The organism is Neoluteolibacter marinus (assembly GCF_014904755.1).
Lineage (GTDB): Bacteria > Verrucomicrobiota > Verrucomicrobiia > Verrucomicrobiales > Akkermansiaceae > Haloferula > Haloferula marina.
The window spans coordinates 22,815-47,525 of sequence record NZ_JACZFQ010000106.1; the positions used below are offsets into that span (position 1 = coordinate 22,815).

Genomic DNA, 24,711 nt, shown 5'->3' on the forward strand with positions numbered 1-24,711 from the left:
GCGGGCTCAGAACTGCCGCATGCGATCGGTCATGGCCATATGAGAATGGTTCTCCGAGGCGAAAATCTGGGTCGCGAACACCGTGCCATCGGAGTCCACCACCACGCCGATGCCGGTGGCATCCCACTTGCCCTGCAGGTTCTTCTTGTGGCCGGAAGACTTGATCCAGGCATTGACCAGGGTCGATGCCGCCCGGTTGCCGGTCCCGCTGCAGGTCGCGACATTCTCCGCGACGTTGGACATGTTCATCATCCGCTGGGCGGCCAGGGCACGTTCGCTGAAGCCGTAGTGACTGATGTTCGCCGATTTGCTCAGCTGGAACTTGCCACGGTTCTGGCGCATGAATTCCGAGTGTTGCTGGGCCAGGCGATCGAGCCCGGAGTGGCGGTTCAGCGCCTCACGGCCGCTGGAAACCCGGTAGGAATTCACGCCGGAGTGGATGGTTCCGGCCAGACTCCCATCGCTTCGGGAGATGGAAACCGGTGCCGAGGTCGACATCGGCACGGATGTCGAGGACAGCTGCGGGCCACACGATGCCAAAAGCATCGCCCCTCCCGCAGCGCCGAGAAGGTGGTGAATGTTTGTTTTCATGGTGGAACAGCAGTGACGAAATCTCAAAAAAACACCTAAATTTAAAGGATATTTTAAATTTCCTTAGGATCAGCCACCGCAAAGGGCCGGGCCATCGACGATCCAACGACACCCCGCCGGCGATTTCTCTGCAATTCCTGCGGCCTACGTGAACTCCGCCATCCCCAGCTCCCAAAGCCCCCCCGTCTCCACACGGCCCGCGAAGCAAGGTCCAAAGCGATCCAGGTCCGACGTCACAAGCAGCCGGCTTCGACCTCTTCAGAACTCGAGGCAAATCCTTGCGATGAGCCGCCATCTATCGATAATCTATCAGAATCGCGTGGCGCTTTTTAGTACCCGCCGCCATCCCCAGAACCCCATTCATCAATGAATCCGAATGCTCCCGTCGTCGCAGGGATCGACTTTACCGCTCCCTCCCCGTCCGTCCTCCTTCATGCCCTGCACACCGCTGCCCTGACCGGCGCCCCGGTCATCGCCGTGCACGTCCTCGATTCCGGAATTCTCTCGCACCTGAGTGCAAGTGCCGGTTCGAACCCCGTACTGGATCAGGTGGTGGAGCAAGGGCGGCACCGTTTGGCCCAGCTGGTATCGCAGGTCGATCCCGGCGCCAAGGTTCGCCTCGAGATCCGCAACGGACGTCCGGCGGAAGAGCTGCATCGTCTCGTCGAGGAAGAAGGAGCGTCGCTACTGGTGATCGCGGCCAACGACCTGACCAAGAAGCGCCTGGGGTCGATTGCCTCCCGCTGCGTCCGCACCGCGCCCTGCGACGTCCTCGTCCTGCGCGACTGGCAGGAGGGCAATTTCTCCAAGGTCGTCGTCTGCACCGACTTCTCGCCGACGTCCGAACTCGCCTTGGCCCGCGGGGTGACAATGGCAGCCGCCAACGGTGCCCGGCTGGAGATCGTCCACGTCATGTATCCGCCCACCCGCGACGTCTGGGGCGAAGTCCTCGACCACGAGGAAAATTCGGAAGTGAGTTACGAGACCGAATGCCGCGACCGCGCCAACAAGGCGATGGCCGGCTTCCTCGCCCCCTCTGCCGAGGCCCTTTCGCGGATCGATCACGCGCCGGTCTTGCTCGAATCCACCATGCCCTCGATGGCCCTAACCCATCACATCCAGGACACGGAAGCCGATCTCGTCATCCTCGGGACCCGCGGCATGTCGCGCGTGGCGGGCTTCTTCATCGGCACCAATGCCGAGCGGCTGCTGCACGACGCCCAGGTCTCGGTCCTCGCGGTGAGGGACTGAACCCACCAGCACGACACTTAGGCGGGTTCTTCGGGTGGCGACGACCGGGAGCGCGGAATTCATTCCGCCCCCCTGCCCCGGCAGCTTACCAGCCGGGCGGGGTGAATCCCGCGTTCCCTTTAGGACTCCGCGGACCGAAAGCAGGCTCAAGCCCGATCCATCCGGGCCTGAACCCGCATCGTGCGGCCGGACTCACCGCGGCCAGCTCCGTCCGGTTTGGAATCAAATCAGATTCGCGGCGACATACTCACGCCCCTTCCCGAGGATCCTGTAATGGGCCGATGCATAGTAGCCGCCCCTTGCGCGCACGAGGGCGCTGCTCCCTGCCGCCTTCACCACACTGACCGACCGGTTGATGTCATGGACGACAAAGCCACCGGCCCCCAGCTCATCCAAATGGCACTTCGTTTCAAAGACCGATAGATCAACCGACTCCGCGATCTTGCTGACCGGAAGAGCGTCCCCCTGATGAAGAAGTTCGAGGATCTGCTCCTGCTTGCTTACAAGAGATCCCCCCACCTTGCCCTGGCGCGCGAGTTGTCTCCGGAGCTCACGATTTTCTGCCATCAACTCCGCTATCTCCAGCCGTGCCTGCTCCAATCGACGCCCGGATGCGGCGATCTTCCGGTCAAGCGACTCGACTTTCGTGGCAAGGGACACGATCGGATCACACGTGGACGCTCCACTCTCATAGCGGACGTCGTCGTCATCGGTTGAATTGCCAATCGCCATACTTCCAAAATATCGGTTGCTGATCACGCTTTGAACATCATCAGCAATCATCTTCAAGGGCTCATTGGGACATCACTCCATCTACCATCATGATTCCATTTCGCTCTGCTGTTCTATGATTTGTCATGGTCACATCGCCCCCGCAGATCGCCGCACCTCCAGATATCGATTCATAACCAAACCCTGCACCAGAATCGTAGCACGAGACGACATACCTCCTGTACCTGCCAATTGGCAAAGAAGGACCACCAGCACACGGCCGAAGATCAGGAGAATCCGCCAGACGTATCCATCCCGGCAGGGATGGATACCACCAGCTCAAATGAAGGATCGCGAACCCTCCTGCAGAACCACGTCACTCGTAGTTCCAAACCCAGCGCGAAAAAAGGCCCTGCAACTCATCGAGCTACAGGGCCTTGAAATTGGTGGCGGGGACAGGATTTGAACCTGCGACCTTCAGGTTATGAGCCTGACGAGCTACCTGGCTGCTCCACCCCGCGGTTTTATGTGCGCCTTGCGGCGCGGGCCGCGACCCTATCCATGAAACAGGCCCGCGCAAGGGATTTTTTGTTCTGTTTCCAAATTCGTGATACGCCGTCGCGCGTGACCGCGATTTCGACCCTCCTGAAGACCGCCGATTGGCAGGAGCGGCTGCGCCTGCATCGTGCCCGGGCCGAGCGCTGGACGGTCTCCGCCCGCTCCCGCCGGGCCGCCAGGAATCCCGATCCGGTGGAGGATTTCCTGTTCACCTACTACCCGTTCTCGTTCGCCAAGCTGGAGGAATGGCATCCTCCGGTGGGCGTGGCGGTGGAAGCCTCTGATCCTCTTCCCGCCTGTTGGACGAAGGGCCCCTACCGTCGCGACGGCGAGGCGCTCTTCGCCGACCCCACCCTGCTTTCCGACAAGGAACGGGCCCGGCTGGTGTGGCTGCGGGAGTTGCTGGCCGCCACCCGCGACCGCGCCCCGAACCTCGCCTGCCACGGCTTGCACGAATGGGCGATGGTGTATCGCGGCTTGAACGTGCGCCATGGCGAAGTGACCCCGCTGCGCCTGCCGCAGCGGGAGATCGACGCGCTGGTCGAATCCCGACCGATCCGCTGCTCGCACTTCGACGCCTTCCGTTTCTTCCACCCCGACACGCAGCCGCTGAACCGGCTGCAGCCCGCGCTCTTCACCCGCGAGGACTTCGAGCAGCCGGCCTGCATCCATGCCAACATGGACCTCTACAAATGGTCGTTCAAGGCGATGCCGTGGGCGGGTTCGGACTTGCTGTTAGACTGCTTCGAGCTGGCGATGGAGCTGCGCGACCTCGACATGCGGGCCAGCCCCTACGACCTGGGCGCCTGCGGCCTGGAGCCGGTGAAGATCGAGACCGCCGCGGGCCGCCGCGACTACGAAAAGGAGCAGTCGCGGCTGGCGGCGAAAAGCGCGCCGCTGCGCCAGCGGCTGATCGCCGCCCTCGATCTCACGCTGGAACCGGGCGGTGCCTAGAAGCCGCCCGCGAGGTTCTCGAAATACCACTGCGCGATCTTCCAGCCGCCGAACATCCAGGTCAGCGCGCCGAGGATGAGGAAGGGCCCGAAGGGCAGGCGCATGCCGAAACCGACCCGCCCGAGCACGGCCGCGACGATGGCGTAGAGGGACGCGGCGAACAGACTGAAGAACACGCCCGCCCAGCCGAAGAAGGCACCGATGGAACCCATCAGATGGACGTCGCCCATTCCCATCGCCTCGCGCGGAATGACGGCGCGCGGGGCCTTGCCGTCCAGGGCCTTCAGCTCCTCGATGGGAATGATCCGGCCGTCCGGGAGCTCGACGCCCGTCTCGCGGATGGTCACCACCCCGGCCTTGGCCTCCTCGCCGTTCGCCCGGACTTCGGTGGCCTCGATCACCAACCGGTCGGTTTTGCGGAAGAAGATATCCCACCAGCCGGTGCGCTCGCCGTTCATCTCGAACCAGATCGGATCCTCATCGCTTTCCGGCTCGATCAGCCGCCAGTCGACCGGCTCGGGAAACTCCATCTTCTTCTTTCCGAAGGCGGCCTTGCCTAACAACACCACCGCCCACAGGCCGAAGAATCCGATCACCCAGCCGAGCCCCGACTGCTTGAGCCCGTCGGCGAGCATGGGATCCTCGCTCGCCCAGGAGGCGAGGTCCGGCAACTTCGGCCACAGCGCCGCGGCGGCAAGACCGGCAATCGACGAGGCCCAGGTGAAGGACAACGGGATCACCAGATGCTCGGCATCGATGAAGGTGATGACCATGAATAGCGCGGCCATGATCCACAGTGGTAACAGCGCGGCGACCTCGAGCTGGAGGTAGGGCCCGAGCCCCAGCGAGGCGCGGAGGAATCCCCAGATCGCGGCAAAGAGCAGCGCCGTGAGAAGTTCGACCGCGAAGTAGCGGAACGCGATCGGTGCCTTGCACTTGGCGCATTTCCCACGCAGCCACAGCCAGCTGAAGAGCGGCACGTTGAGTCGCATCGGGATCTCGTTCTTGCACTTGGGGCAAAAGGAGCGCTTCGGCTCGTTCACCGACAAACCGAGCGGGACGCGGTAGATCACCACGTTCAGGAACGAACCGATGCAGGCCCCGATCAGGAAGGCCGGAACGAACCAGACCGGGTGGGCCAGGGAAGGGAAAATCTGGATCAAGGTGGCGGCATTGAATCGCATCCCAAGCATTTCGGAAATCCGAAATTTCTCCTACAGCTTAACGGAGCGCCGACTTCAGTCGGCTTGGAAGACTCCGTGAAGGAAGCCGGAATCCCTGAAGAGGTCGACCTGTCGAAGCCGACTAAAGTCGGCGCTCCCTACGCCTGCCTGGCCCGCCAACCCGCCACCCGGTCGATCGCCCCCAGGACCACCACCAGCAGCGCGGGCAGGAAGGTCAGGGTGATCGCGGCGGTGAAGGCGAGGCCGAACAGCACGATCGCGCCGACCCCACGGTAGAGCTCCGTCCCTGCCCCGGGGATGAACACCAGCGGCGCCAGACCCATCAAGGTGGTCGCGGTGGTCATCATCACCGGTCTCAGGCGGGAGGCGACGGCATCCTTCACCGCGTCGAGCAGCCCCATGCCGCCCTCGCGGCGATTCTGCATCGCGCGATCGACGATCAGGATCGGGTTGTTGACCGCCGTGCCCAACAGGATCAGGAAGCCCAGCATGGTGATCATGTCGAAGGGCTGCTGGATCGCCGGCAGCCCGAACGACGGCAGGTGTCCGCCGACGAAATTCAGGAGCCACAGCCCGACCAAGCCGCCGCTGATCCCGAGCGGCACCGTCACCAGGATCAGGAACGGCGAACCCCAGTGGCGGTAGATGATGACCAGCTGCAGGTAGCACAGCGCCACCGCGATCCACATGTTGCCGCCGAGCGACTCACGGGTGGCGTCGAGCTGGTCGCTGGCCCCGGACAAGTTGATCGCGACGCCGGGCGGCAGCGAACCGTCCGCGCGGAGGGGTTCGATCACCTTCTCCCGCACCGTCGCCACGGCGGTTTCCAGCGGCACCGAACGGGGCGGGATCACAAACAGCGTCACGGTGCGCCGGCCGTCGACGCGCCGGATTTCCGCGGTGTCGACGGTTTCGGTGATGTCCGCGAGCGAACCGATCGGCACCACCCCGCCCCGCGGCGTGTGGATCGACAGGTCGGAAATCCGGTCGAGCCGCTGGCGGTTGGCCGCCCGGCTGAACAGGAAGATGTCGACCTTGTCGTCGTCGAGGAAGAACTCGTCGACAAAGGCACCATCGGTGAGCGCGGCGACCGAGTAGCCGAATTCCCGGGCGCTGAAGCCCATCTCGGCCAGGCGCTCCCACTTCGGCCGGACCTCCAGAAGCGGCTGACCGAGGGTCAGCGAGGACGGCACGGAGTTGATCTGCGCGTCATCGATCGCCTCCCCCGCCATGCGGTAGGCGGTGAGCGCGGTGCGGTAGATCTCCGGCAGGTCCGGGCCGCTGATGTTGAGCGTGACGGCGCGGGTGCCGCCGTCGTTGCTGGAAATGATCGAGCCCCGCGACGAGAACGCCCGCATGCCGGGGTAGGCGCGGAAGCGCTCGTTGAGGATCTCCATGAAGGGATCGATGTGCTTGGGGTTCTTGGTCACGGCGATCACCCGCAGCGCCTGCGGCTGGATGATAACCGTCACCCGGTCGAGTGCCGGGATCTCCGTTTCCCCGCGGTCAAAGGCCGCCGGATCCTGGTCGAGCGCCGGCAGCAGCTCGTCCTGCAGCTTCTTCCCGATGACCTCCATTTCCGCGAGGCTGTAGCCCGGCGGCGCGATCATGGACGAGAATGACTTCGCCTCCTCGCCCTCCGGAAGATACTCCGCCGGCGGGGTCAAGAAGGTGACCGCGGCACCGGTCGCCAGCAGCGTGCCGGCAATGCATGTCCACCTCCGCCACGGCTTGGCGAGCATCCAGAAGATCGGCGGGATCAAACGTTGGCGGCGGCCTGCGACCGCCTCGCTTTGACGGCGGCGCCCCGGCAGGTTGGCATAGGCCACCGGCACCAGGGTGATCGAGACGACCATCGAGACGATGATCGCCGAAGAGATCGCGATGCCGATGTCGGAAAAGAGCTGCCCGGCTTCCTCTTTCACGAACAACAGCGGCAGGAACACCAGCACCGTCGTCATGGTGCCCGACAGGACCGCGCTCCACACCCCCTTGACCCCGTCGCGCGCCGCCTCGAAGCGATCCTTCCCCTTTTGCCGCTCCTGCTGGATGCTTTCCAGCACCACGATGGTGTTGTCGATGGTCATCCCGATCGCGAAGGCGATGCCGGCAAGGGAAATGACGTTGATGGTGCGGCCGAGCAGCAGCAGCCCGATGAAGCCGGCCACGGTGCAGATCGGCATGCCGCACATCCCGATCAGCGTGGTCGACGGCGACCTGAGGAACAGCAGCATCACCAGCGCGGCCAGACAGGCCCCGATGACGATGTTGTTGCGGACGTTCGCCACCGAGTCCTCGACGTAGCGCACGTCGTCGTTGCTCAAGTACATCGTCAGGCCCGCCGGCTCGAGGATGTCGCGGTTGATCTCATCCATCTTCGGCAGCACGGCCTCCTTGATGCCGATCACGTTCGAGCCCGTCTGGCGGATCAGACCGAGCCGGATGTTCGCCTCGCCGTTGTTGTAGGAAAGGTTCCGCAGCTCCGCGTGGTTCAGCTGCACCGTCGCCACGTCACCGAGGCGGATGATCGCGTCACCGCGGCGGGCCAGGATCAGGTCCTCGAGCTCCTCCAGCTTGTCGAAGCGGCCGACGGTGCGCAGCAGGTAGCGGCGCTTGCCACTGTCGATGTCGCCGCCGGAAACATCCAGGTTGCGGTTGCGGACCGCGTCGCGGACTTCGGTCAGGGACAGATTCCGTTCGGCCAGTTTCGCCGCGTCCACCAGCAGCCGGATCTGCCGCTCCACCCCGCCTCCGATCTCGACCTGCGACACGCCCGGCACCCGTTCCAGCGCCGGGCGCACGTGGTCGTCGATGAAGTCGAACATCATGTGGATGTCGACGTTCTTCGGATTGCCGACCATCGGCACCACGTTGAAGGCCATGAAGGCGTTGTAGGAAAACGAGTCGGTCCGCAGCACCGGCTCGTCGACGTTTTCCGGATAGGATGGCACCTGGCTGAGGGCGTTGTTCACCCGCAGCAGTGCCTCGTTGACATCGGTGCCAAAGGGGAACTCGAGCTCGATCTCGGCGCGGCCGGTGGAGGCCAGCGAGGTCATCCGGTTGAGGTTCGGCAAGCTGCGCAGGTAGCGCTCCTGCTCGATGACGATCTCCTTCTCGACATCCTGCGGGGTCGCACCGGGCCAGCCGGTCTGGATGGAGACGATGCGGACGTCCAGGTCCGGGATCATCTGCACCGGCACCCGCGTGGCGGCGATGATGCCCAGCAGCATCACCATCGCGGTGACCACGGTGACCAGCGTCCCGCGCTTGAGGATGGCGTCGATCATCGGTTCAGGAGTCGCCGCTTGGACCGTCGTCGAGCTTGCTCACCGGCTGCCCCTCGCGCAGGCCCTCGTTGCCGCGCACCACCACCGTCGCGCCGCCGGCGACGCCTTCGAGCACCTCGATCTTCCCGATCAGTTCCACGCCGAGCTTCACCGGCCGGGACCTCGCGACGTCCCGGTCCCCCTCCCGCTCGATCGTCCAAACTTTCGCGGTTCCATCGGGAAAGCGGACCACGGCGTCCCGCGGCACCTGCACCGTGGGCACCTTGCCGCGGGAATGGAAAACCACCCGCGCCGACATCCCGGGGGACGCAAGATCCTCGGGATCGGTCATTTCAAGCCGTACCAGGAAGGTCCTGGAAACCGGGTCCTTCACCGGCACCCGCACGAGAATCCGGGCATCGAGCTCGCGGCCCGGCCAGGCGTCGAGCACCGCCGTGGCCCGCACCTCGCCATCGAGCCGGGCAAAGGCCTCCTGCGGCGCCTGCACGTCGAGCCGCAGGTCGCCGGTTTCCACCAGTTCCACCACCGGAGTGCCGGTCTCCACCCACTCGCCCTCCTCGGCGAACTTGCGGCCGATCACCCCCGCGAAGGGCGCAACCAGCTGGTGACGCCCGATGATTTCCTGTTGCTCCTTCTTCTGCACCTGAAGCCGCCGGACCTCGCTTTCGCGCACCTTCGCGGCGGTCTCGCGCGACTCCGCCTCTGACCGCGGAAAGCCGCCGCGACGGGTGAGGTCGCGCACTTCCTCGACCTTGCGCAGCGCCTCGGCCAGCTCCAGTTCGGCTTGCTCAAGCTCGATCGAGATCCGCTCCAGGGTCAGCCCGGCCAGTTCGGTATCGAGCTCCATCAGCACCTGCCCCGCCGTCACCTCGCTCCCCGCGTCCACCTGGATTTTCCCGATCAAGCCGCCGGTCCGCGAAGAAAGGCTGGCCCGGCGATGGGCCGTCACCGTGCCGGTGAGTTCCAGCTGGCGCTCGAGGGGCGCTGAAACCGCCGTCGCCGTCGTCACCGGACGCGGCGGATCTTCGGCCGCGGCCACGGCGGCGATTGTCAGGAACAGGGGGACTCGCATCCAGCACATGGCGCCGACTATCGCGGGGACGCCGGCGAACTCAAGGGATCAAACGGCCGTTTCCAGCCCACCGGGCCTTGCCGCCGTCCACACACTGCCCTAACACCATGGTCGTGCCAGAAGCCCGCAACGTCGCCGTCTCCTTCGCCCACCGCCTCCGCGATGCGGGTCACCTCGCCTATTTCGCCGGGGGCTGCGTCCGCGATCATCTGCTGGGCAAGGAACCCAAGGACTACGACATTGCCACCTCCGCGACGCCCGCCGAGGTCGTCCGGCTGTTTCCCGGGGCGAACGAAGTCGGAGCCCACTTCGGCGTGGTGATCGCCAAGTCCAAGGGCCACATGGTCGAAATCGCGACCTTTCGCACCGACGGCTCCTACCACGATGGCCGGCGCCCGGCGGAGGTGGCCTTTTCCACCCCGGAGGAAGATGCCCATCGCCGGGACTTCACGATCAACGGCCTGTTTGAAGATCCGGAAAGCGGGGAGATCATCGACCACGTCGGCGGCCGGGCCGACCTCGAGGCTGGCGTTTTGAGGGCCATCGGCAATCCGGTTCACCGCTTCGCCGAAGACTCCCTGCGGTTGCTGCGGGCGGTTCGCTTCTCGACCAAGCTCGGGTTTGAAATCGAAGCCGGCACCTGGGCCGCCATGCGCGAGCATGCCGACGGACTGAAACGGATCGCCGCGGAGCGGATCCGCGACGAGTTCTCGCGGACACTGGTCCTGCCGGCACGGGCCCGGGGCCTGGACCTGCTGGTCGACTCGGGGCTGATCCGCCATTTCCTCCCCGAAGTCCTCGACCTGATCGGCTGTGAACAACCGCCGGAATGGCATCCCGAAGGCGATGTCTACGTTCACACCCGGATCATGCTGGAGATGCTCGGCGACCACGCACCGCTGGAACTTTGCCTGGCCGTTCTGCTTCACGACATCGCCAAGCCGCCCACCCGGACCTTCGACGAAGACGCCGGACGCATCCGTTTCAATGGCCATGATGCCCTGGGCGCCACGATGACAGAGGTGATTCTGCGTCGTTTGAAATATCCGAATGAAACAATCGATTCCGTAACCACCATGGTCGGCCGCCACATGCAATTCATGAACGTGCAGCAGATGCGCACGGCGAAACTCAAACGTTTCATGGCCACCCCGACCTTCCCGCTGGAACTGGAACTGCACCGGGTCGATTGCGCCTCTTCCAACGGCTTCACCGAGAACCTGGACTTCCTGCTCGGGAAGCGCGAAGAGTTCGCCGCCGAACCGCTGATCCCGCCACCCTTGATCACCGGTCGCGACCTGATCGCCCGGGGTTTGAAACCCGGCCCCCATTTCAAGGAACTGCTTGAATCAGCGCAGACCGAGCAACTCGAAGGCCGACTCGGCAGCCGCGAGCACGCCCTTGAGTGGCTCCTCGATCAGATCAAGGATTCATGATCGAGACTCACCGAGCCTGAGGGAGCAGCCTTTTGCATCGATCGAGTCAAATGGGCACTTAAACACCAGCAAATCTTCCATCAACGCCTCGAAAAGAAGCCCAATTGAAACAACACAAACCACTAAAAACCAACAATCTAATCATTTGAATCTTTCGATTCGATCAATTGTTTCAATCAATCCGTCTCCAGCATTGCACCCTCTCCGGATCTAGTAGTCCACCTCGGGCGAGTTCGGCGCAGAAGCGCCCCGGAGCAGCTGCTCCGCGGCCCTGAATGTCCGGTCGCGAGCCAGCTTCTGCGCGCTGCTCGACTTGAGCTGGGGGCAGCGCCTCACCACCTCGGCGGCAAGCAGGTCGGGCCGGGGCACCCGGATCTTCACCGCCTCCTGCTTGCACCCGCGCCGGAAGGTGACCCGAACCATCTCGGTCCTCGCGCTGGCAACCCGACGAACCCGGTCCACCCGCGTGATCGTCGGGTAGAGAATCATCCGGGATCCCAGCGCCCGGTGAACGATCAGCCCCTCGTCCGACACCTCGTAGCCCGACCTCACCAGGAACCTCTTCCCCCACGTCGCCATCACCCCTCCGACCAAGATCAGGATCACCAGCCCCTCGAAGCCAACCCAGGCCTCCTGCCGGTCCGCTGCCATCCAGATCCCCAACGCCACCAAGGCGCCCAAGGCCAGCAGGAGCGAGCCGCGCAACACAAGGAACGAGAGCTTTTGGAGCGCTTCCGGCTTCATGAGATTTCCCGGCTTGGCCAATCAACCGTAGATCCAGACGGATTTTCCGCCGCATGGCGAGCTTGAAGCCGCGAGCCGCTTGCCCCGGCGGCGTGCGATGAATCGGGAGGAATTCCGCAAATTCCGCGTGGCTTGCGCGTAAGGGACGGCCTAGCGTCCCCGCCATGCAAACGATCCCTGTCGAGCACACCGACCCCATCAACGCAAAGATCCTGGCCGTTTCGGAGGATCTGGTCGCTGGCTTCCAGCGTGAGCCATTTCACGTGATCGCCGAAAAGAGCGGGGTCCCCCTCGACACCGTGCTGGAACGGATCCGCGCGATGCTCGAAGCCGGCATCATCCGCCGCGTCCGCCAGACGATGCTCGCCACCAAGCTGGCACACGGGGCCCTGGTCGCCTGGAAAGTGCCCGAGGAAAAGCTCAACGCCGCCTTCGACTTCATGGCCAAGGAAGACCCCTTCTCCGGCCACGTGGTCATCCGGTCCACGGACACCGAGGTCTCCGGCTCCGGCTACCGCCTGTGGACCACCTTGAAAGTCCCGGTCGGCGAGTCGCTCGACGAACACGCGACCGCCCTGCTGCGTTTGACCGGTGCCACCGAATACCTCCTGATGCCCGCCAACGGCGTGTTCGCGCTCGGCGTCGGCCATATCCGCCGCCGCGCCCTCGAACCGGGGGACAAGGCCGACGAGCCGGCGGTGATGATGAACACCGTGCCCGCCGACCTGAGCCCGGAAGAATGGTCGGTGCTCCTTTCCCTGAAGGAAGAGCTCGCTCCCGACGAGATCGTCCCCAACCCCTGGGAAGCCCGCGCCGCCCGGCTCGGCATGCCCCTCGAGCGCTACTGCGAGATTGCTGAAGCCTTGAACCAGAAGAAGGTCATCGGCCGCTTCTCGACCTTCCTCGAGCACGTCAAGCCGTCGTCCACCGGCGAGCGCGTTACCCGCTTCAACGGCCTCTTCCACTGGGCCGTGCCGAAGGGCCGCGAGATCGAGGCCGGCGGCGAGGTCGGCCGCCATTTCTGCATGACCCACTGCTACTGGCGCGAAGGCGGCCCGCAGTTCGGCGACGTCAATATCATGGGCGTGGTCCACGGCACCGAGAAGGACCGGGTGCTCGAGCACAAGGCCGCCATCGATCGCCACCTCGACTCGATCGGCATCCCGGTCAGCTACACCAACGTCTTCTGGGGCGGCCGCTCGGAGATCAAACCGTCGGAGATTTCCCCGCAGGTCTACAAGGACTGGCACCGCAAGATGGCAGCGCCCCCGGCCTGACGGGACTTGCGACGAATTCGTCACACGCCCTCCGTTCCCGGCGTCACACGGCCCCCGTAAACCTCACCGCGCATGCAGAAAATCCTGATCGTCGAGGACGAACGCGACATCGCGGACCTGGTGGGCTTCAACCTGGAGCGCGCCGGGTTCCAAGTGATGAAGGCGCACGACGGAATCTCGGGGGCCGAGGTCGCGATCCGCGAACGGCCCGACCTCGTCATTCTTGACCTGATGCTCCCCGGCAAGGACGGCTACGGCGTCTTCAAGGAGCTCCGCCGCGACGACCGCAGCCGCGACATTCCGGTCATCATGCTCACCGCCCGGGCCCAGACCGAGGACCGCATTCAGGGCCTCGAGGCCGGCGCCGACGACTATCTGACCAAGCCCTTTTCGCCCAAGGAGCTGATGCTCCGCGTGCAAGCCGTCCTCAAGCGCAGCGACGGCCCGCCCGGCCAGGTGGAAATCACCTACGGCCCCTTCCGTTTCGACAAGAACGCCCTGAAGTTCTACCTCGACGGTGAACCCGTTGAACTGACCTCCACCGAGTTCAAGCTGCTGCTCTTCCTCACCGAGCGCGCCGGCAAGGCTCAGGACCGCAACGATTTGCTCCGCACGGTCTGGGGATACAGCGACGAGGTTCACAGCCGCACCCTCGACACCCACATGAAGCGGCTCCGTCAGAAACTGGGCGAACATGCAGCGATGGTTGAAACCGTGCGAGGCATCGGCTACTGCGTGTCATCCCTTTGAGGATGCCCGAGCCGTTCACCATCGCCGCCGTCCTTGCCGCGCTCTGTGCCTTGCTGGCGCTGGCGGTCACGGCCCTGCGCCTGCGGCGCGCCCGGGCGGAGTTCACCCGCGAAGTGTCGTCGTGGCGGATGAAGCTGGACATCGACATGGCGCAGTCGCGCCGGGAACGCGACCAGCTGCTCGATGCCCTGGGCGACGCCTTCATGCTGGTCGATGCCGATGCGCGGGTCCGCTTCGCCAACAAGGCGGCACGCACGCTGTTCCGCGGCCGGGATCTCACCGGCCGGACGGTTCACGAGGCCTTCCTCGACCAACGTCTCGCCGCCGCCCTGATGCGCTGCCTCGAGACCGGCGAACCGACCGTGACCCGGGCGGTCCTCGCCCAACAATCCTCCCCCTTGGGCGACCAGGAACGCCGCGGCGTGAATGCCTGGATCATCGATGCCGCCCGCCTTTCAGACAGTCCCGCGGAAGACCCTACCACCCGAGTTGTGATCCGTGACGTGACCCGCGAATACCAGACAGAGCAGATCCGCAAGGACTTCGTCGCGAATGCCTCGCACGAACTGCGCACGCCCCTGGCCATCATCAACGGCTATTTGGAGAACCTGATCGACGACGACCTCCTCGACGATCCGGAACTGACCCGCCGTTTCCTCAAGGTGATGCGCAAGCACACCGAGCGGATCTCCCGCATCGTCGAGGACATGCTGGTGATCTCCCGCCTCGAATCCGGCGAAGCCGCCGCGCTCAAGGTGAAGCCATTCCGCATGCGCTCCTGCTTCAACGACGTGCTGGAGCGGCTGGAGTCGGTGATCCACAACCAGGAAGCGACGATCCGCATCGACATGCCGGACCTCGACCTGACCTTCGCCGGCGACCGCTTCTACTGGACCCAGGTGCTGTTCAACCTGGTTGAGAACGCCCTCAAGCAGAACCCCCGCAAGGGCTTGACCGTGACCATCGGCTGCGTCCGCGACGAAGAGGTCACGCGGATCTGGGTCAGCGACGATGGCGTGGGCATCCCCAGCGCCGACCTGACCCATATTTTCCGGCGCTTCTACCGGGTGGAAAAGCACCACTCGCAAGAAGAGATCAAGGGCACCGGCCTCGGGCTTTCGATCGTCAAACGGGCCATCGAAGCCCACGGCGGCAGCATCCAGGTCACCTCGATCCCCGGCCAGGACACCCGCTTCACCATCGAAGTGCCACGGGAGGCCGAAGCCAGGCTCCTGGAAGAGGCCGAGGCCAATGCCCTGCCCGAGCTCGGCAAGGCCCCGGAGATCGAAGTCGGCACGCCACCGGAAAGCTGAGCCGCCACACGCTCCACAGCACGGGATCTATCGCGTCATTTTTGTTGTTGTAGTTTTTTTGTGTTTGCAAATTTGGAGCGGATTCAATTCATGCAGGGCCGTGCCCCGGAAGCTCCCCCGGGGCCACGGATCTCCACACCTCATGAAATCGAACCGCTTCTCCTGGGTCTCTCTCGCCCTCCCCGGCGCCTGCCTCCTTCACGCCACTGCTTCCGGCCAATCCGCGGACCTCAGCACGCTGGATGAGCTTCTGGTCACCGGCTCGCCCACCGATCGCACCCTCTTCGAGCAGGCACAGCCGGCGAACCTCCTGTCCGGCAGCAAGCTGATGCTCAACCTGGAATCAACCCTGGGCGAAACCTTGCGGGACGAACCCGGGATCAGTTCGACCGCCTTCGGGCCCGGCGCCAGCCGGCCGGTGATCCGCGGGCTCGGGGAGGATCGCGTGCGCATCCTGCAGAACGGAACTTCCGTGCTCGATGTCTCGAACGTCAGCCCCGACCACGCGGTGGCCAGCAATCCGCTCACCGCCCGATCGGTGGAAGTCGTCCGCGGCCCGGCTACCCTGCTTTATGGACCGAACACGCTGGGCGGGGTCGTCAATGTGATCGACGGCCGCATTCCGGACCAGCCCTTCACCGGGTCGCGGCCGACCGGCAGCTTCTCGAGCCGCTTCGGATCGGTCGACAACCTCGAGCAATACGCCGGCGAGCTCGACTACGGCCAAGGAGATTTCGCCTTCCACCTGGATGCCTTCAGCACCCAGACCGACAACCTCAAGATCCCGGGCTTCGCCCGATCGGCCCGCGCCCGGGCCCTTGATCCACTGCCCCCCGGGGAAACCGAGGCTTATGGCATCTTGCCGAACAGCGCGACCGAATCGCGCGGCGCGGCCTTGGGCGGCACCTGGTTTCATGAGGGCGGCTACATCGGGCTTTCCTTTTCCGGCGAGGACTCCCTTTACGGCACGGTGGCGGAACCCGACGTCACGATCGACCTCCGGCAGCGCCGCTGGGACCTCCGCGGCGCGTTCGACCAGCCGGCCACGTGGATCCGGGAGATCGACTACCGACTGAGCTACAGCGACTACCAGCATACGGAATTCGAAGGTATCGAACCGGGCACCGAGTTCCTGATCGAAGGCTTCCAGGGTCGGGTGGAACTGCTCCACGAGAAGCTCGGCCCCTTCGAGGGCGCCATCGGGATGGAAGCCGGCACCAACGACTTCTCCGCCCTCGGCGACGAGGCCTTCCTGCCACCCGTGCAAAACCAGGCGGTCGGCCTGTTCCTGTTCGAGGAGGTCCCCCTGGGCGACCTCCGGTTCCAATTCGGCGCGCGCTACGACCATCACGACCACGAGACCGATGCTTCCGCGGCGTTCGGACCATCGATGAAGCGCGACTTCGATGCCTTTAGTACTTCCACCGGCCTGGTCTGGGAACCCGCCGACGGTTACGCGGTCGCGTTGTCGGCCGCCTACACCCGCCGTCCGCCGACCTACGTCGAGCTGTTCGCCAACGGCCCCCACGTCGCGACGGGAACCTTCGAAATTGGCGACCCCTTCCTCGGCACCGAGGACGCCTTGTCGTTTGACCTCTCCCTGCGGAAGAACACCGGCCGCGTCACCGGATCGGCCAGCGTGTTCCATTACCGCTTCGACGACTACATCAACCTCGCCCCGACCGGCACCGACTTTGTCGATCCGGAGGACGGCGGCTTGATCCCGATCTACCACTACACCCCCGTTGCCGCGAGCTTCACGGGCGGCGAGATCGAGGCGACCTTCCACCTGCTCGAAACCCCGTCTGAAGCCAAAGATGCCAAATCCCCGGTGTCGGTATCGCAGCGCCTCGACCTCAGCCTGCAGGCCGACTACGTCCATGCCGAAAACCGCAGCACCGGCGATCCGCTACCGCGCATTCCCCCGTTCCGCAGCGGAGTCGCGCTCGAATACGGCCGCGACGCCCTGACCTTCAGGATCGACGGCCAGTACGCCGCCCACCAGGACCGCCACGCACCCGGCGAGCTGCCCACCGACAGCTATTTCCTGGTGAATGCGGCGCTCAGCTACCAGCTCGACCTCGGCGACGTGACCACCACCTTCTTCCTGAAAGGGACCAATCTCACCGACGAGGAAGCCCGCCTGAGCACGTCCTTCCTCAAGGAAGTCGCCCCCCTCGGCGGCCGCGGCGTGGTCGCCGGCATCCGGGCGGAGTTTTAACCTCAAGACTCGGCAATCTTCTCGCGGCGCCACGCCGTCGGCGCCGCACCGACGATCCGGGCGAAGCTGCGGTTGAACTGCGACAAGGACTGGTATCCCACCTCGAAGGCGATTTCCGAAACGCGCTTCTCGGGCTTGAGCAGCTCGCGCTTTGCCCACTCAACCCGGCAACGGTTGACGTAGTCGGTCAAAGTCAGGCCGGTGGCTTCCTTGAAAAGGCGGCAGAAGTGCGACTCGCTCAGCCCGGCCTCGTGGGCGACGTCGCCCAGCGGCAGCGACTCGTCGAGATGGGAGTGGATGTACTTCCGCGCCTTCGCGATTGCCGCCGGTTCGCTGCCTTCGGCGATGATCGCCAGCGACTCGGCGTGGCGGCTGAGCTGGTCGGCAAAGCTCTGCAACAGCGTGATCATGCTGGCGTAGCGCTCGGGCTCCACCGAGCGGGTCTGGAAATACGCCGAACGCAGCGTGTTTTCCGTCGCCTTGGTCATGGTCTTGCGGCCGAGGCTGCCGAGCAGTTGCTCGAAGTCCGCCTCGCCCGGCGTGCGGGAAAACACCTGGCCGGTCTTCAGGTAACCGACAACCGATGCTCCCAGCTTCACGGGCACCGCCGACGCGGTCAGGCCGGCGAAACAATGGCAGGTCGACGGCCCCTTGACGCTCGCCTCGTCGATCAGGCGGCGGTTGGTGTCGATGCAGGCGTGGCACGCCGACTTGCAGAGATTCAGTTCCTCGCAGAAGGGGCTGCGGTTGATCGACTGGTCGTCGAGGCACCACTCCTCGGGATTCGCCCCCACCAGCCGCAGCGGCAACCCGGTGGCCGTGCGGAAGGCATCCTGATACACGCGGAACATGTCCGACTGCTTCAGCCGTTCGTGCAGGGTGTCCTCAAATTGCTTGCTCGCTTGGCTCATTTCGGGAGGGTCCGGTCGCCGGACCGGCGTCGCGACCATAGGTCCCCTGCTTGGAGATTTCAACCACAGGAGTTCGCGAACCCGAAGCGACTAACAGGATCGAAATCACCGAGCTCAAGGGCATCAGCACCGCCGCCAGGATCGGGCTCATGTGGCCGCCGGCGGAAAGGACGATCACCACCAGGTTGTAGGCGATCGCAAAGGTGAAAGCGCGCCTCACCCCCTGGGCGCGGGCATCCGCCGCTGCCAGGGCTTCCGGCAGGTAGGCCAGCCCGGATCCCAGCGCGTAGAAGTCCGCCTTCGACTCCAGCAGGCTGCGGTCAACCACCGGGGTTCCGGTCACGAAAGCCGCATCAAAGGCCAGCGAATCGTTCGCCCCGTCGCCGAGATACAGCGTGTCCTGACGGTCGAGCGCCTTCACCCGTTCGGCCTTCTCCTCCGGATTCAAGCCCCCCGACGCCTGCCCGTCGTCCAGCTCCAGCGCCCGCGCCAGCCGCGCGACCTTCTGTGGATCATCGCCGGACAGGATGTGGATCGACAGCCCCCGGCGCTCCAGCCCGCGGATCGCCTCGGCGGCTCCCGGCCGCAGGGAATCGCGGAAGGAAAAGGTCGCGACCACCTGGTCGCCGTGACGGAGTTCGGTCCCGCCCGCGCCCTTGCCGAGGAACCACTCGCCGTCCTCCGCCTGGCCACGCACCCCGGTCCCGGGGATCTCCTCGACGGCGATCGGCCCCTGCGCTCCCAGCAGCCGCTGGCCGCGGCTTCCCAGCGCCTCCAACAAGCTCCGCGAAACCGGATGCAGCGAGCCCCGGGTCAGCCGGGCCAGGGCCAGTGCCGCATCTTCGCCGAGCGACTCCACCGCCCCGGGGTTCACCAGTTCCGGCCGCTCCAGGGTCAGCGTCCCGGTCTTGTCGAAGACCACCTTCCGCACCCGCCGCAGGCGCGGCCACAAGCTGGCACGGCGCACGAAGGCACCCGCCCGCGACAAGCGCGACGCGGCCCATTCGTCGGCCAGCGGCACCGCCACCCCAAGCGCGCACGGGCAGGACACCACGAACACCGAAATCATCGCCTGCAGGCCGGTGCGCCAGTCGCCCGACCACGACCAGCCCGCCATGACCGCGATCCCGACTGCGATCACCACCGCCAGATAGCCCTTCAGCAGCCGCTGGAACACCGGCGAGCCGCGATCGCCCGCGGTGTCAGCGGTCAGCTTGGAAATCAACGAATCCGCCCAGCTCTCGTCGGCGGTCACCGAGACCGGCTGCCGCCCTAACAGGATCGCACCGGCCGGCATCCTCGCACCCGGTCCCAGCGTGACCGGGTCCGCTTCGCCGTGGATCCATTCCAGCGACACTTCGGCCACCCCGTCCGCCAGGCAGGCCGCCACCGGCAAGGCCTTGCCGGGCTCGAGGTCGAATTTCATCCCCGGTGCCAGGGCCGCCACCGCCACCCTGCCGTCCCCCGCATTCACGGACTCCGGCAAGGGCGAGCGCCTCACCAGCCGCAGCCGGTTCTTCTCCACCGCCGCGGTCTGCACGTAGCGGCCCAGCAGCATCAGGAACACGAAGGTCGCGACGAAATCGAAATACATCAGCTTCTCCTCGCCCGCCGCCCAGCCGGCGATCGAACCCGCATAGGCGGCGACCAGGCCGAGGGCGATCGGCAGGTCGATGTGCAGCGCGCCCGACTTCAGCGCCCGCCAGGCCCGGGCAATGAAATACCCGCCCCCCGCCAGCATCGCCAGGGTCGCCGATGCGAAGGCGATCAGACGGAACAACCCGGCGAACTCGAAGTCCGCCGGCATCCCGAGATAGCCGGGCAGCGAGAAGCCCATCGCATTCAAGGCGAAGGCCCCGCACAGCCCCATCCGACCCGCCAGCTGGCGGCGCTCCGGCGAAGCCTCGCGGCCCGTTGCCGGCGCCACCACGTAGCCGAAACCGGCCAGCTCCTTGGCGAAACCGGCGAGATCACAGCTGCCGGGACGCCATTCCAGGTGCAAGCGCCCGCTGGCCGGGTTCGCCGCCGCCCGCACCGCGCCGTCGTGGCGCTCGAAGAGCCGTTCGATCAGCCAGACGCAGCCGACGCAGGAGATGCCCTCGACCGCGCAATCGAGCTGCGCCACGCCCTCGCCCTGCTCCGCCGCCGCCATCGCGGGCGCCAGCCAGGCGAAGTCGTGGTCCTCGAACGGCCGCGACCTCACCGGGGTGCCGGTCGCATCGTCCTTGAGTTCGTAGTAGCGGCCGAATCCCTGCTCGCGGATCATCCCTGCCACGTAGTCGCAGCCACGACAGCAGTACCGTTCCCCCGCGTCACGGGGAGTGAAGGCCGTGCCGCAATGCTCGCAGGTCGCCATGTGGCGGGAATCTTGCCCCAAGCCGCGCCGTCCGCCACGCGGGAATTGCCGGAGGTTGTGCAAATCGAACCCGAAAGCCGCGGCTTGCCTCGTCCCGCCGCCTCGTGCATTTCTCCGGCATGACTTGGAACGAATCCTTCATCGACCTCTTCGAGCGCAGCGTGAAACGCTACAAATCGGGCGACAAGAATTTCACCGGTTATTACGAGGATGAGGATCTCCTGCTTCTAACATCGATCGGCTGCCGCGGCCGCGAGTTCTTTGATTTCGTCGAGGACCACGTCGAGGACCGGGATGGCCCGGCGGCGACCACGGCGCTGCTGGTGGCGGCGGTCCGGCGCGACTACTTCCACGTCGTGATGGAAGGCAAGGTCTGCCGCCCCACCCTCAACCCGGACAACGCCCCCGCCCGTGAGGAAACCCTGGCGGGCATGGCGTACCTCCCGCGGCTGCTCGCCAAGGCCCGCGCCAAGCTGGCGGGCGAACTCGACCCCGACCTGATGTACGGCTGCGGCGGCGACCGGAAATTCCTCCGCGAACACGGCGACATCCACCTCGCCGATTTCCTGCGCCGGGTCTGGGCCGCCGGAGACGACGACGACCGGATCGCGAAGTGGATCGAAAGCAAGGGCGCCTTGGTCTGAAAGCCTCCGCGCCTTCAGTGGCAGCATGACGGCAGCTCCCGCTCAACCGCCACTTCCCCGCCCCGGAACGGCACGGTGGCGTGGAGCCGCCAGGCCAGGACCACGGCGGTGACCAGGGCAAGTCCCCGCTGGATGCGCGCGAAGCCACGGGGCGAAATCTTGCTGCGCAGCTTCTGGAACTGGTGCTGCGCCACCCACAGCAGCGGCACGGTGCCCAGCCCGAAGGCCAGCGCCACTTCCGCTCCCCGCGCCGCGGAACCGGCGGCCAGCAACGCGATGAACACCGCGTAAAGCGGCCCGCAAGGCAGGAACGGCGTCAACAGACCGGTCAGCCCGGCCCCGGCGACGACCGGCAGCCGCTGGGCCTTGAAGCGGGCTCTGACCGCGATCCGGGTGAGAAAGGCGGGCCGCGGGATCTTCTTTTCCAAACCGCTCGCCAGCAATAGCAAGGCGATCACCAGCGCCCACGGCAGCAGCACCGCCGGCGAGTGGAAGAACCAGCCGAGCGGCTCCTTCCCCAGCGCGCCGCAGATCGTGCCGATCGTGGTGTAGGCGGCCAGGCGGCCGACGTGGTATATCGACGCCGCCGCCATCCGTTCGCTCTCGCTTTTCGCGATCGCCCCCACCCCGCAGGCCAAAGGCCCGCACATGCCCGCGCAGTGCAGGCTGGTGGCAAGGCCCGCGAAAAGGGCACCGGCGAGGGTCAGGTCCATGATGCTTTGGCGAAGGATTCGAAGCGACTGCCTGTCCATCTTCCCGACGCGTCGCCGGGAAGGTGCAGCGCTACTTCACTTGAACTTCCACCTGCTGCGGGGCGTGTTTCACGGCAACGGTGATGAGCGTGCTCCACGCCGCCAGCAGGAGGGCGAAGGCGAGGACCACGAATAGCCAGGGATGGCGGACCAGGAACGCGGGACGGGATTCGACGGGGCTCATGACAGGTTAGTTTTGGATGGAATCGGGATCGGGGCCGAGGAAGCGCATCTCGTGGCTCAGCACCACGCCGCCGGGTTCCGCACGGACCTCGATGGCGAGGTTGGTGGTGCCGCGGTAGGCGGACGCAGGGGCCACTACGATGGCGGGACGGGTGATCTCTCCCAGCGGGGGCACTTCGATGAGCGCGTCCGCACCGCTGAGCGAGAAGCCTTCCGGTGCCTGGGTGAGGTGCAGGGTGAAGCGGGCCTGCTGGTTGCGCTTGTTGTGGAAGCGCACCTGATAGTGGTTTCGCACCGCCGTGCCGTCGGCGTAGAACGGCTGGCCGCGCATCCGCGAGAAGTCGGCGGTGAAAGGCCGCGCATTGCGCCAGCCGGCGATGGCGAAGGCCCCGAGTCCCAGCAAGCCGAGCAAGGTGTAGGCGACCACGCGCGGCCGCAGGATGCGCCGTTTCTTGCCGCTCAGGCCATTGAGCGAGTCGTAGCGCACCAGGCCTTTCGGCCGGCCGACCTTGGTCATGATGTCGTCGCAGGCGTCGATGCAGGCGGCGCAGCCGATGCACTCCATCTGCAGGCCGTTGCGGATGTCGATGCCGGTCGGGCAAACATTGACGCAGCGCCGGCAGTCGATGCAGTCGCCGGTTACCTTGCCCTTCGCGCCGCGCGGTTCGCCCCGCCCTTCGTCGTAGCCGATGATCACCGTGTCGTCGTCGGTCAGCGCGCTCTGGAGCCGGCCGTAGGGGCACATGATGATGCAGAACTGCTCGCGGAACCAACCGAAGCAGAACCACAGCACCAGCGTGAGGAAGGCCACGATCGCGAAGGCGCTGGCATTGGCGAGCGGGCTCTCCTGCATGTAGGAATAGAGCCGGGGCAGCGACACGAAGTAGGACAGGAAGACGTGGGCGATGAGGGACGCGCACAGGATGTAGAGCGTGTGTTTCACCACCCGGCGGGCGAGTTTCCCCGCCGTCCACGGGGCGGCCGCGAGCTTCTTGCGGGCCACCGAATCCCCCTCGGTCCAGCGCTCGATGCGGCGGAAGACGTGGTCGAGGAAGACGGTGTAGGGACAGGCCCAGCCGCACCACAGCCGGCCCAGCAGCGCGGTGACGAAAAAGAGCGTGAAACCGAGGCCGGTGACGCCGAAGAACATCACCCAGAGATCCTGCGGCACCAGCGTCAGGCCGAAGACGTGGAAGCGGCGGTTTTCAACATCGAAGAACAGCGCCGGGCTGCCGTTCACCTGGATCCACGGCAGGGCGACGTAGATCGCGATCAGGAACACGCCGAAGACCCGCCGCGCGGACGTCCAGCGGCCCTTGACGTCCGCGGGATGGAGGAAGAAGTGCGAGCCGTCCCGGTTGATCGTCGTGACGGAATCGAGGTTCGGCTGCTTTTGGACGGGTGCGGACATGCCGTGGTGAACGGGGACAATCTGGCTCCCGCGGGGTCATCCCGCTCCGCATCCCGTCGCAGACGATGCGCGGATCTTCCCGCTCAGGCCTCCGGGCCGTCTTTCCTCAGCGAGGCCAGGCGGCGCTTGCAGGTCCGCCATTCGCGGTTCGAGCAGCGGGTCTTGTTGCAGTCGAACTCGCAGATCGCGGATTCCTCGGGGACCATCTGGATCAGCCGGTTCATCCAGCGTGAGCGGAACAAGCCCGGCTTCGGTTTTTCGGGGGATGTCGTGGTTTTCATGGTTCTGGGGGGGCGACCGCACGGGGCGGTCAGTTGGCGAACTCCGCGGAGTTCCTTGAAATCAGGTAGGCGGTCACTTCGGCGACCTGCTTGGGACTCAGCATCTGGCCCCAGGCCTGCATCTTCGCGCCGTTCAGGCCGGTCGAGCCTTCAGGCGTTCCCTCGTTGATGATCTTGAACACGTCCATCGGCTTGCCGCCGTGCTCCCAGACGCCGTCGTTCAGTGCCCGCCCGGGCAGCGGGATCTTGTTGCCGGCCACGTCCATCGTGGCGCTCAGGTCGGCGGCATGGCAGGCCACGCAGTTGACCATGTAGGTGGCTTCCCCGGCGGCGACGATCGCCGGGTCGGTCGACCATTTGCCGATCAGCGTCTCGTCGTCCAGCGACGCCAGGGTCGCGGCGAGTTCGGCGTCCTTCTTCTCCTGCAGCGCGCCGACCTGGGCGATGATCTTCTCCTGGTCGGTCTGATAGACGTTGGAGTGGTAGTAGAGACCCCAGTAGACCACGAACCACACGATCGCGCCGTAGAAGGTGAACAACCACCAGTTCGGCAGCTTCTGGTCGAACTCCTGGATGCCGTCGTACTCGTGTTCGCGAAGGATCACCTCGCCCTTCTCCTTGGCGTAGTTGCCTCTCTTGATCTCGGGGTTCATTTCTCTGAATCGTTGGAATCCTGAAGGGGAAGGTCCGCCATCCGCTTGCGTTCGTCGGGCTTCAGCCGGATCGCCCGCAGCGTGGTGACGACGAACACGGTGAACATCACCGCGAAGGCGAACATCGGGACAATGGTCGCCCACTCCTCATGAATGACGCGCTTGAACATG

At 65.4% G+C, this 24,711-nt stretch carries 22 protein-coding genes and 1 tRNA gene; 8 read left to right on the forward strand and 15 right to left on the reverse strand.

Going from position 1 to position 24,711, the window contains the following annotated elements; all coding sequences use genetic code 11:
* Positions 1 to 6: 6 nt before the first annotated feature.
* The gene (locus IG178_RS21150; protein ID WP_193214581.1) at positions 7 to 591 is read right to left on the reverse strand and encodes a CAP domain-containing protein; all 585 of its coding nucleotides are present in this window, start codon (positions 589 to 591) and stop codon (positions 7 to 9) included.
* Between the two features lie 366 nt (positions 592 to 957).
* Here IG178_RS21150 and IG178_RS21155 point away from each other — a divergent pair, with 366 nt between their 5' ends.
* A complete protein-coding gene (locus tag IG178_RS21155) occupies positions 958 to 1,842 on the forward strand; it encodes a universal stress protein (protein ID WP_193214582.1) in 885 nt (294 codons plus the stop codon).
* A 222-nt stretch (positions 1,843 to 2,064) separates the two neighbouring features.
* On the opposite strand, the gene IG178_RS21160 is transcribed toward IG178_RS21155, so the two are convergent.
* Positions 2,065 to 2,631, reverse strand: a complete 567-nt coding sequence (locus IG178_RS21160) for a hypothetical protein (protein ID WP_193214583.1) — start codon at positions 2,629 to 2,631, stop codon at positions 2,065 to 2,067.
* Between the two features lie 366 nt (positions 2,632 to 2,997).
* Positions 2,998 to 3,074: transfer RNA gene (locus tag IG178_RS21165), tRNA-Met, on the reverse strand.
* 103 nt (positions 3,075 to 3,177) lie between these two features.
* On the opposite strand from IG178_RS21165, the gene IG178_RS21170 reads away from it, so the two are divergent.
* Positions 3,178 to 4,065 (forward strand): 3-methyladenine DNA glycosylase, encoded by an 888-nt coding sequence (locus tag IG178_RS21170; protein ID WP_193214584.1) that lies wholly within the window; start codon positions 3,178 to 3,180, stop codon positions 4,063 to 4,065.
* Here IG178_RS21170 and IG178_RS21175 read toward each other — a convergent pair.
* The 3 genes from IG178_RS21175 to IG178_RS21185 form a co-directional block, all read right to left on the reverse strand.
* Positions 4,062 to 5,258: a prepilin peptidase gene (locus IG178_RS21175; protein ID WP_193214585.1), complete on the reverse strand. Its 1,197-nt coding sequence runs from the start codon at positions 5,256 to 5,258 to the stop codon at positions 4,062 to 4,064. The two genes, IG178_RS21170 and IG178_RS21175, sit on opposite strands and share 4 nt — an antisense overlap.
* Before the next feature lie 128 nt (positions 5,259 to 5,386).
* Entirely contained in the window at positions 5,387 to 8,536 is a 3,150-nt protein-coding gene (locus tag IG178_RS21180; RefSeq protein ID WP_193214586.1) for an efflux RND transporter permease subunit, read from the reverse strand.
* Positions 8,537 to 8,540: 4 nt separating this feature from the next.
* Complete coding sequence (locus IG178_RS21185; RefSeq protein WP_193214587.1) at positions 8,541 to 9,608, reverse strand: efflux RND transporter periplasmic adaptor subunit; 1,068 nt, start codon at positions 9,606 to 9,608, stop codon at positions 8,541 to 8,543.
* Positions 9,609 to 9,721: 113 nt separating this feature from the next.
* Between IG178_RS21185 and IG178_RS21190 the strand changes: the two genes are divergently transcribed.
* Complete coding sequence (locus IG178_RS21190; protein ID WP_343226026.1) at positions 9,722 to 11,044, forward strand: CCA tRNA nucleotidyltransferase; 1,323 nt, start codon at positions 9,722 to 9,724, stop codon at positions 11,042 to 11,044.
* A gap of 210 nt (positions 11,045 to 11,254) precedes the next feature.
* Here the strand turns inward: IG178_RS21190 and IG178_RS21195 are convergent, their stop codons facing one another.
* Entirely contained in the window at positions 11,255 to 11,788 is a 534-nt protein-coding gene (locus IG178_RS21195) for a hypothetical protein (RefSeq protein ID WP_193214589.1), read from the reverse strand.
* Between the two features lie 164 nt (positions 11,789 to 11,952).
* On the opposite strand from IG178_RS21195, the gene IG178_RS21200 reads away from it, so the two are divergent.
* From IG178_RS21200 to IG178_RS21215, 4 genes are all read left to right on the forward strand, one after another.
* Positions 11,953 to 13,065 carry an Lrp/AsnC family transcriptional regulator gene (locus IG178_RS21200; protein WP_193214590.1) on the forward strand — a complete coding sequence of 371 codons (1,113 nt, stop codon included), beginning with the start codon at positions 11,953 to 11,955 and terminating at the stop codon, positions 13,063 to 13,065.
* A gap of 72 nt (positions 13,066 to 13,137) precedes the next feature.
* On the forward strand, positions 13,138 to 13,815 hold the full coding sequence (locus IG178_RS21205) for a response regulator transcription factor (protein WP_193214591.1): 678 nt from the start codon (positions 13,138 to 13,140) through the stop codon (positions 13,813 to 13,815).
* A 2-nt stretch (positions 13,816 to 13,817) separates the two neighbouring features.
* A complete protein-coding gene (locus tag IG178_RS21210; protein WP_193214592.1) occupies positions 13,818 to 15,128 on the forward strand; it encodes a sensor histidine kinase in 1,311 nt (436 codons plus the stop codon).
* A gap of 142 nt (positions 15,129 to 15,270) precedes the next feature.
* Entirely contained in the window at positions 15,271 to 17,349 is a 2,079-nt protein-coding gene (locus IG178_RS21215; protein WP_193214593.1) for a TonB-dependent receptor, read from the forward strand.
* Between the two features lie 2 nt (positions 17,350 to 17,351).
* Here IG178_RS21215 and IG178_RS21220 read toward each other — a convergent pair whose 3' ends face one another.
* Positions 17,352 to 18,260 carry a helix-turn-helix domain-containing protein gene (locus IG178_RS21220; RefSeq protein ID WP_193214594.1) on the reverse strand — a complete coding sequence of 303 codons (909 nt, stop codon included), beginning with the start codon at positions 18,258 to 18,260 and terminating at the stop codon, positions 17,352 to 17,354.
* Entirely contained in the window at positions 18,235 to 20,616 is a 2,382-nt protein-coding gene (locus IG178_RS21225) for a heavy metal translocating P-type ATPase (protein ID WP_193214595.1), read from the reverse strand. Before IG178_RS21225 ends, IG178_RS21220 begins: the two co-directional genes overlap by 26 nt.
* 119 nt (positions 20,617 to 20,735) lie before the next feature.
* Here IG178_RS21225 and IG178_RS21230 point away from each other — a divergent pair, with 119 nt between their 5' ends.
* On the forward strand, positions 20,736 to 21,260 hold the full coding sequence (locus IG178_RS21230; protein ID WP_193214596.1) for a DUF5069 domain-containing protein: 525 nt from the start codon (positions 20,736 to 20,738) through the stop codon (positions 21,258 to 21,260).
* A gap of 14 nt (positions 21,261 to 21,274) precedes the next feature.
* On the opposite strand, the gene IG178_RS21235 is transcribed toward IG178_RS21230, so the two are convergent.
* The 6 genes from IG178_RS21235 to IG178_RS21260 all read right to left on the reverse strand — a co-directional run bounded on the left by IG178_RS21235 (position 21,275) and on the right by IG178_RS21260 (position 24,710).
* Positions 21,275 to 21,973, reverse strand: a complete 699-nt coding sequence (locus IG178_RS21235; RefSeq protein ID WP_193214597.1) for a sulfite exporter TauE/SafE family protein — start codon at positions 21,971 to 21,973, stop codon at positions 21,275 to 21,277.
* Between the two features lie 70 nt (positions 21,974 to 22,043).
* Positions 22,044 to 22,196, reverse strand: a complete 153-nt coding sequence (locus IG178_RS21240) for a hypothetical protein (RefSeq protein WP_193214598.1) — start codon at positions 22,194 to 22,196, stop codon at positions 22,044 to 22,046.
* 6 nt (positions 22,197 to 22,202) lie between these two features.
* Complete coding sequence (gene ccoG / locus IG178_RS21245) at positions 22,203 to 23,606, reverse strand: cytochrome c oxidase accessory protein CcoG (protein ID WP_193214599.1); 1,404 nt, start codon at positions 23,604 to 23,606, stop codon at positions 22,203 to 22,205.
* A gap of 83 nt (positions 23,607 to 23,689) precedes the next feature.
* Entirely contained in the window at positions 23,690 to 23,887 is a 198-nt protein-coding gene (locus tag IG178_RS21250; protein ID WP_193214600.1) for a hypothetical protein, read from the reverse strand.
* 29 nt (positions 23,888 to 23,916) lie between these two features.
* The gene (locus IG178_RS21255) at positions 23,917 to 24,540 is read right to left on the reverse strand and encodes a cbb3-type cytochrome c oxidase N-terminal domain-containing protein (RefSeq protein ID WP_193214601.1); all 624 of its coding nucleotides are present in this window, start codon (positions 24,538 to 24,540) and stop codon (positions 23,917 to 23,919) included.
* The gene (locus IG178_RS21260; RefSeq protein ID WP_193214602.1) at positions 24,537 to 24,710 is read right to left on the reverse strand and encodes a hypothetical protein; all 174 of its coding nucleotides are present in this window, start codon (positions 24,708 to 24,710) and stop codon (positions 24,537 to 24,539) included. Before IG178_RS21260 ends, IG178_RS21255 begins: the two co-directional genes overlap by 4 nt.
* Position 24,711: the final 1 nt, after the last annotated feature.

Excerpts from the sequence above, each read along its gene's own strand:
- IG178_RS21150 (WP_193214581.1), bottom strand. The coding sequence starts at position 591 with ATGAAAACAAACATTCACCACCTTCTCGGCGCTGCGGGAGGGGCGATG.
- IG178_RS21155 (WP_193214582.1), top strand. The coding sequence starts at position 958 with ATGAATCCGAATGCTCCCGTCGTCGCAGGGATCGACTTTACCGCTCCC.
- IG178_RS21175 (WP_193214585.1), bottom strand. The coding sequence starts at position 5,258 with ATGCTTGGGATGCGATTCAATGCCGCCACCTTGATCCAGATTTTCCCT.
- IG178_RS21180 (WP_193214586.1), bottom strand. The coding sequence starts at position 8,536 with ATGATCGACGCCATCCTCAAGCGCGGGACGCTGGTCACCGTGGTCACC.
- IG178_RS21185 (WP_193214587.1), bottom strand. The coding sequence starts at position 9,608 with ATGCGAGTCCCCCTGTTCCTGACAATCGCCGCCGTGGCCGCGGCCGAA.
- IG178_RS21195 (WP_193214589.1), bottom strand. The coding sequence starts at position 11,788 with ATGAAGCCGGAAGCGCTCCAAAAGCTCTCGTTCCTTGTGTTGCGCGGC.
- IG178_RS21200 (WP_193214590.1), top strand. The coding sequence starts at position 11,953 with ATGCAAACGATCCCTGTCGAGCACACCGACCCCATCAACGCAAAGATC.
- IG178_RS21205 (WP_193214591.1), top strand. The coding sequence starts at position 13,138 with ATGCAGAAAATCCTGATCGTCGAGGACGAACGCGACATCGCGGACCTG.
- IG178_RS21210 (WP_193214592.1), top strand. The coding sequence starts at position 13,818 with ATGCCCGAGCCGTTCACCATCGCCGCCGTCCTTGCCGCGCTCTGTGCC.
- IG178_RS21215 (WP_193214593.1), top strand. The coding sequence starts at position 15,271 with ATGAAATCGAACCGCTTCTCCTGGGTCTCTCTCGCCCTCCCCGGCGCC.
- IG178_RS21220 (WP_193214594.1), bottom strand. The coding sequence starts at position 18,260 with ATGAGCCAAGCGAGCAAGCAATTTGAGGACACCCTGCACGAACGGCTG.
- IG178_RS21225 (WP_193214595.1), bottom strand. The coding sequence starts at position 20,616 with ATGGCGACCTGCGAGCATTGCGGCACGGCCTTCACTCCCCGTGACGCG.
- IG178_RS21230 (WP_193214596.1), top strand. The coding sequence starts at position 20,736 with ATGACTTGGAACGAATCCTTCATCGACCTCTTCGAGCGCAGCGTGAAA.
- IG178_RS21235 (WP_193214597.1), bottom strand. The coding sequence starts at position 21,973 with ATGGACCTGACCCTCGCCGGTGCCCTTTTCGCGGGCCTTGCCACCAGC.
- IG178_RS21240 (WP_193214598.1), bottom strand. The coding sequence starts at position 22,196 with ATGAGCCCCGTCGAATCCCGTCCCGCGTTCCTGGTCCGCCATCCCTGG.
- ccoG (WP_193214599.1), bottom strand. The coding sequence starts at position 23,606 with ATGTCCGCACCCGTCCAAAAGCAGCCGAACCTCGATTCCGTCACGACG.
- IG178_RS21250 (WP_193214600.1), bottom strand. The coding sequence starts at position 23,887 with ATGAAAACCACGACATCCCCCGAAAAACCGAAGCCGGGCTTGTTCCGC.
- IG178_RS21255 (WP_193214601.1), bottom strand. The coding sequence starts at position 24,540 with ATGAACCCCGAGATCAAGAGAGGCAACTACGCCAAGGAGAAGGGCGAG.
- IG178_RS21260 (WP_193214602.1), bottom strand. The coding sequence starts at position 24,710 with ATGTTCAAGCGCGTCATTCATGAGGAGTGGGCGACCATTGTCCCGATG.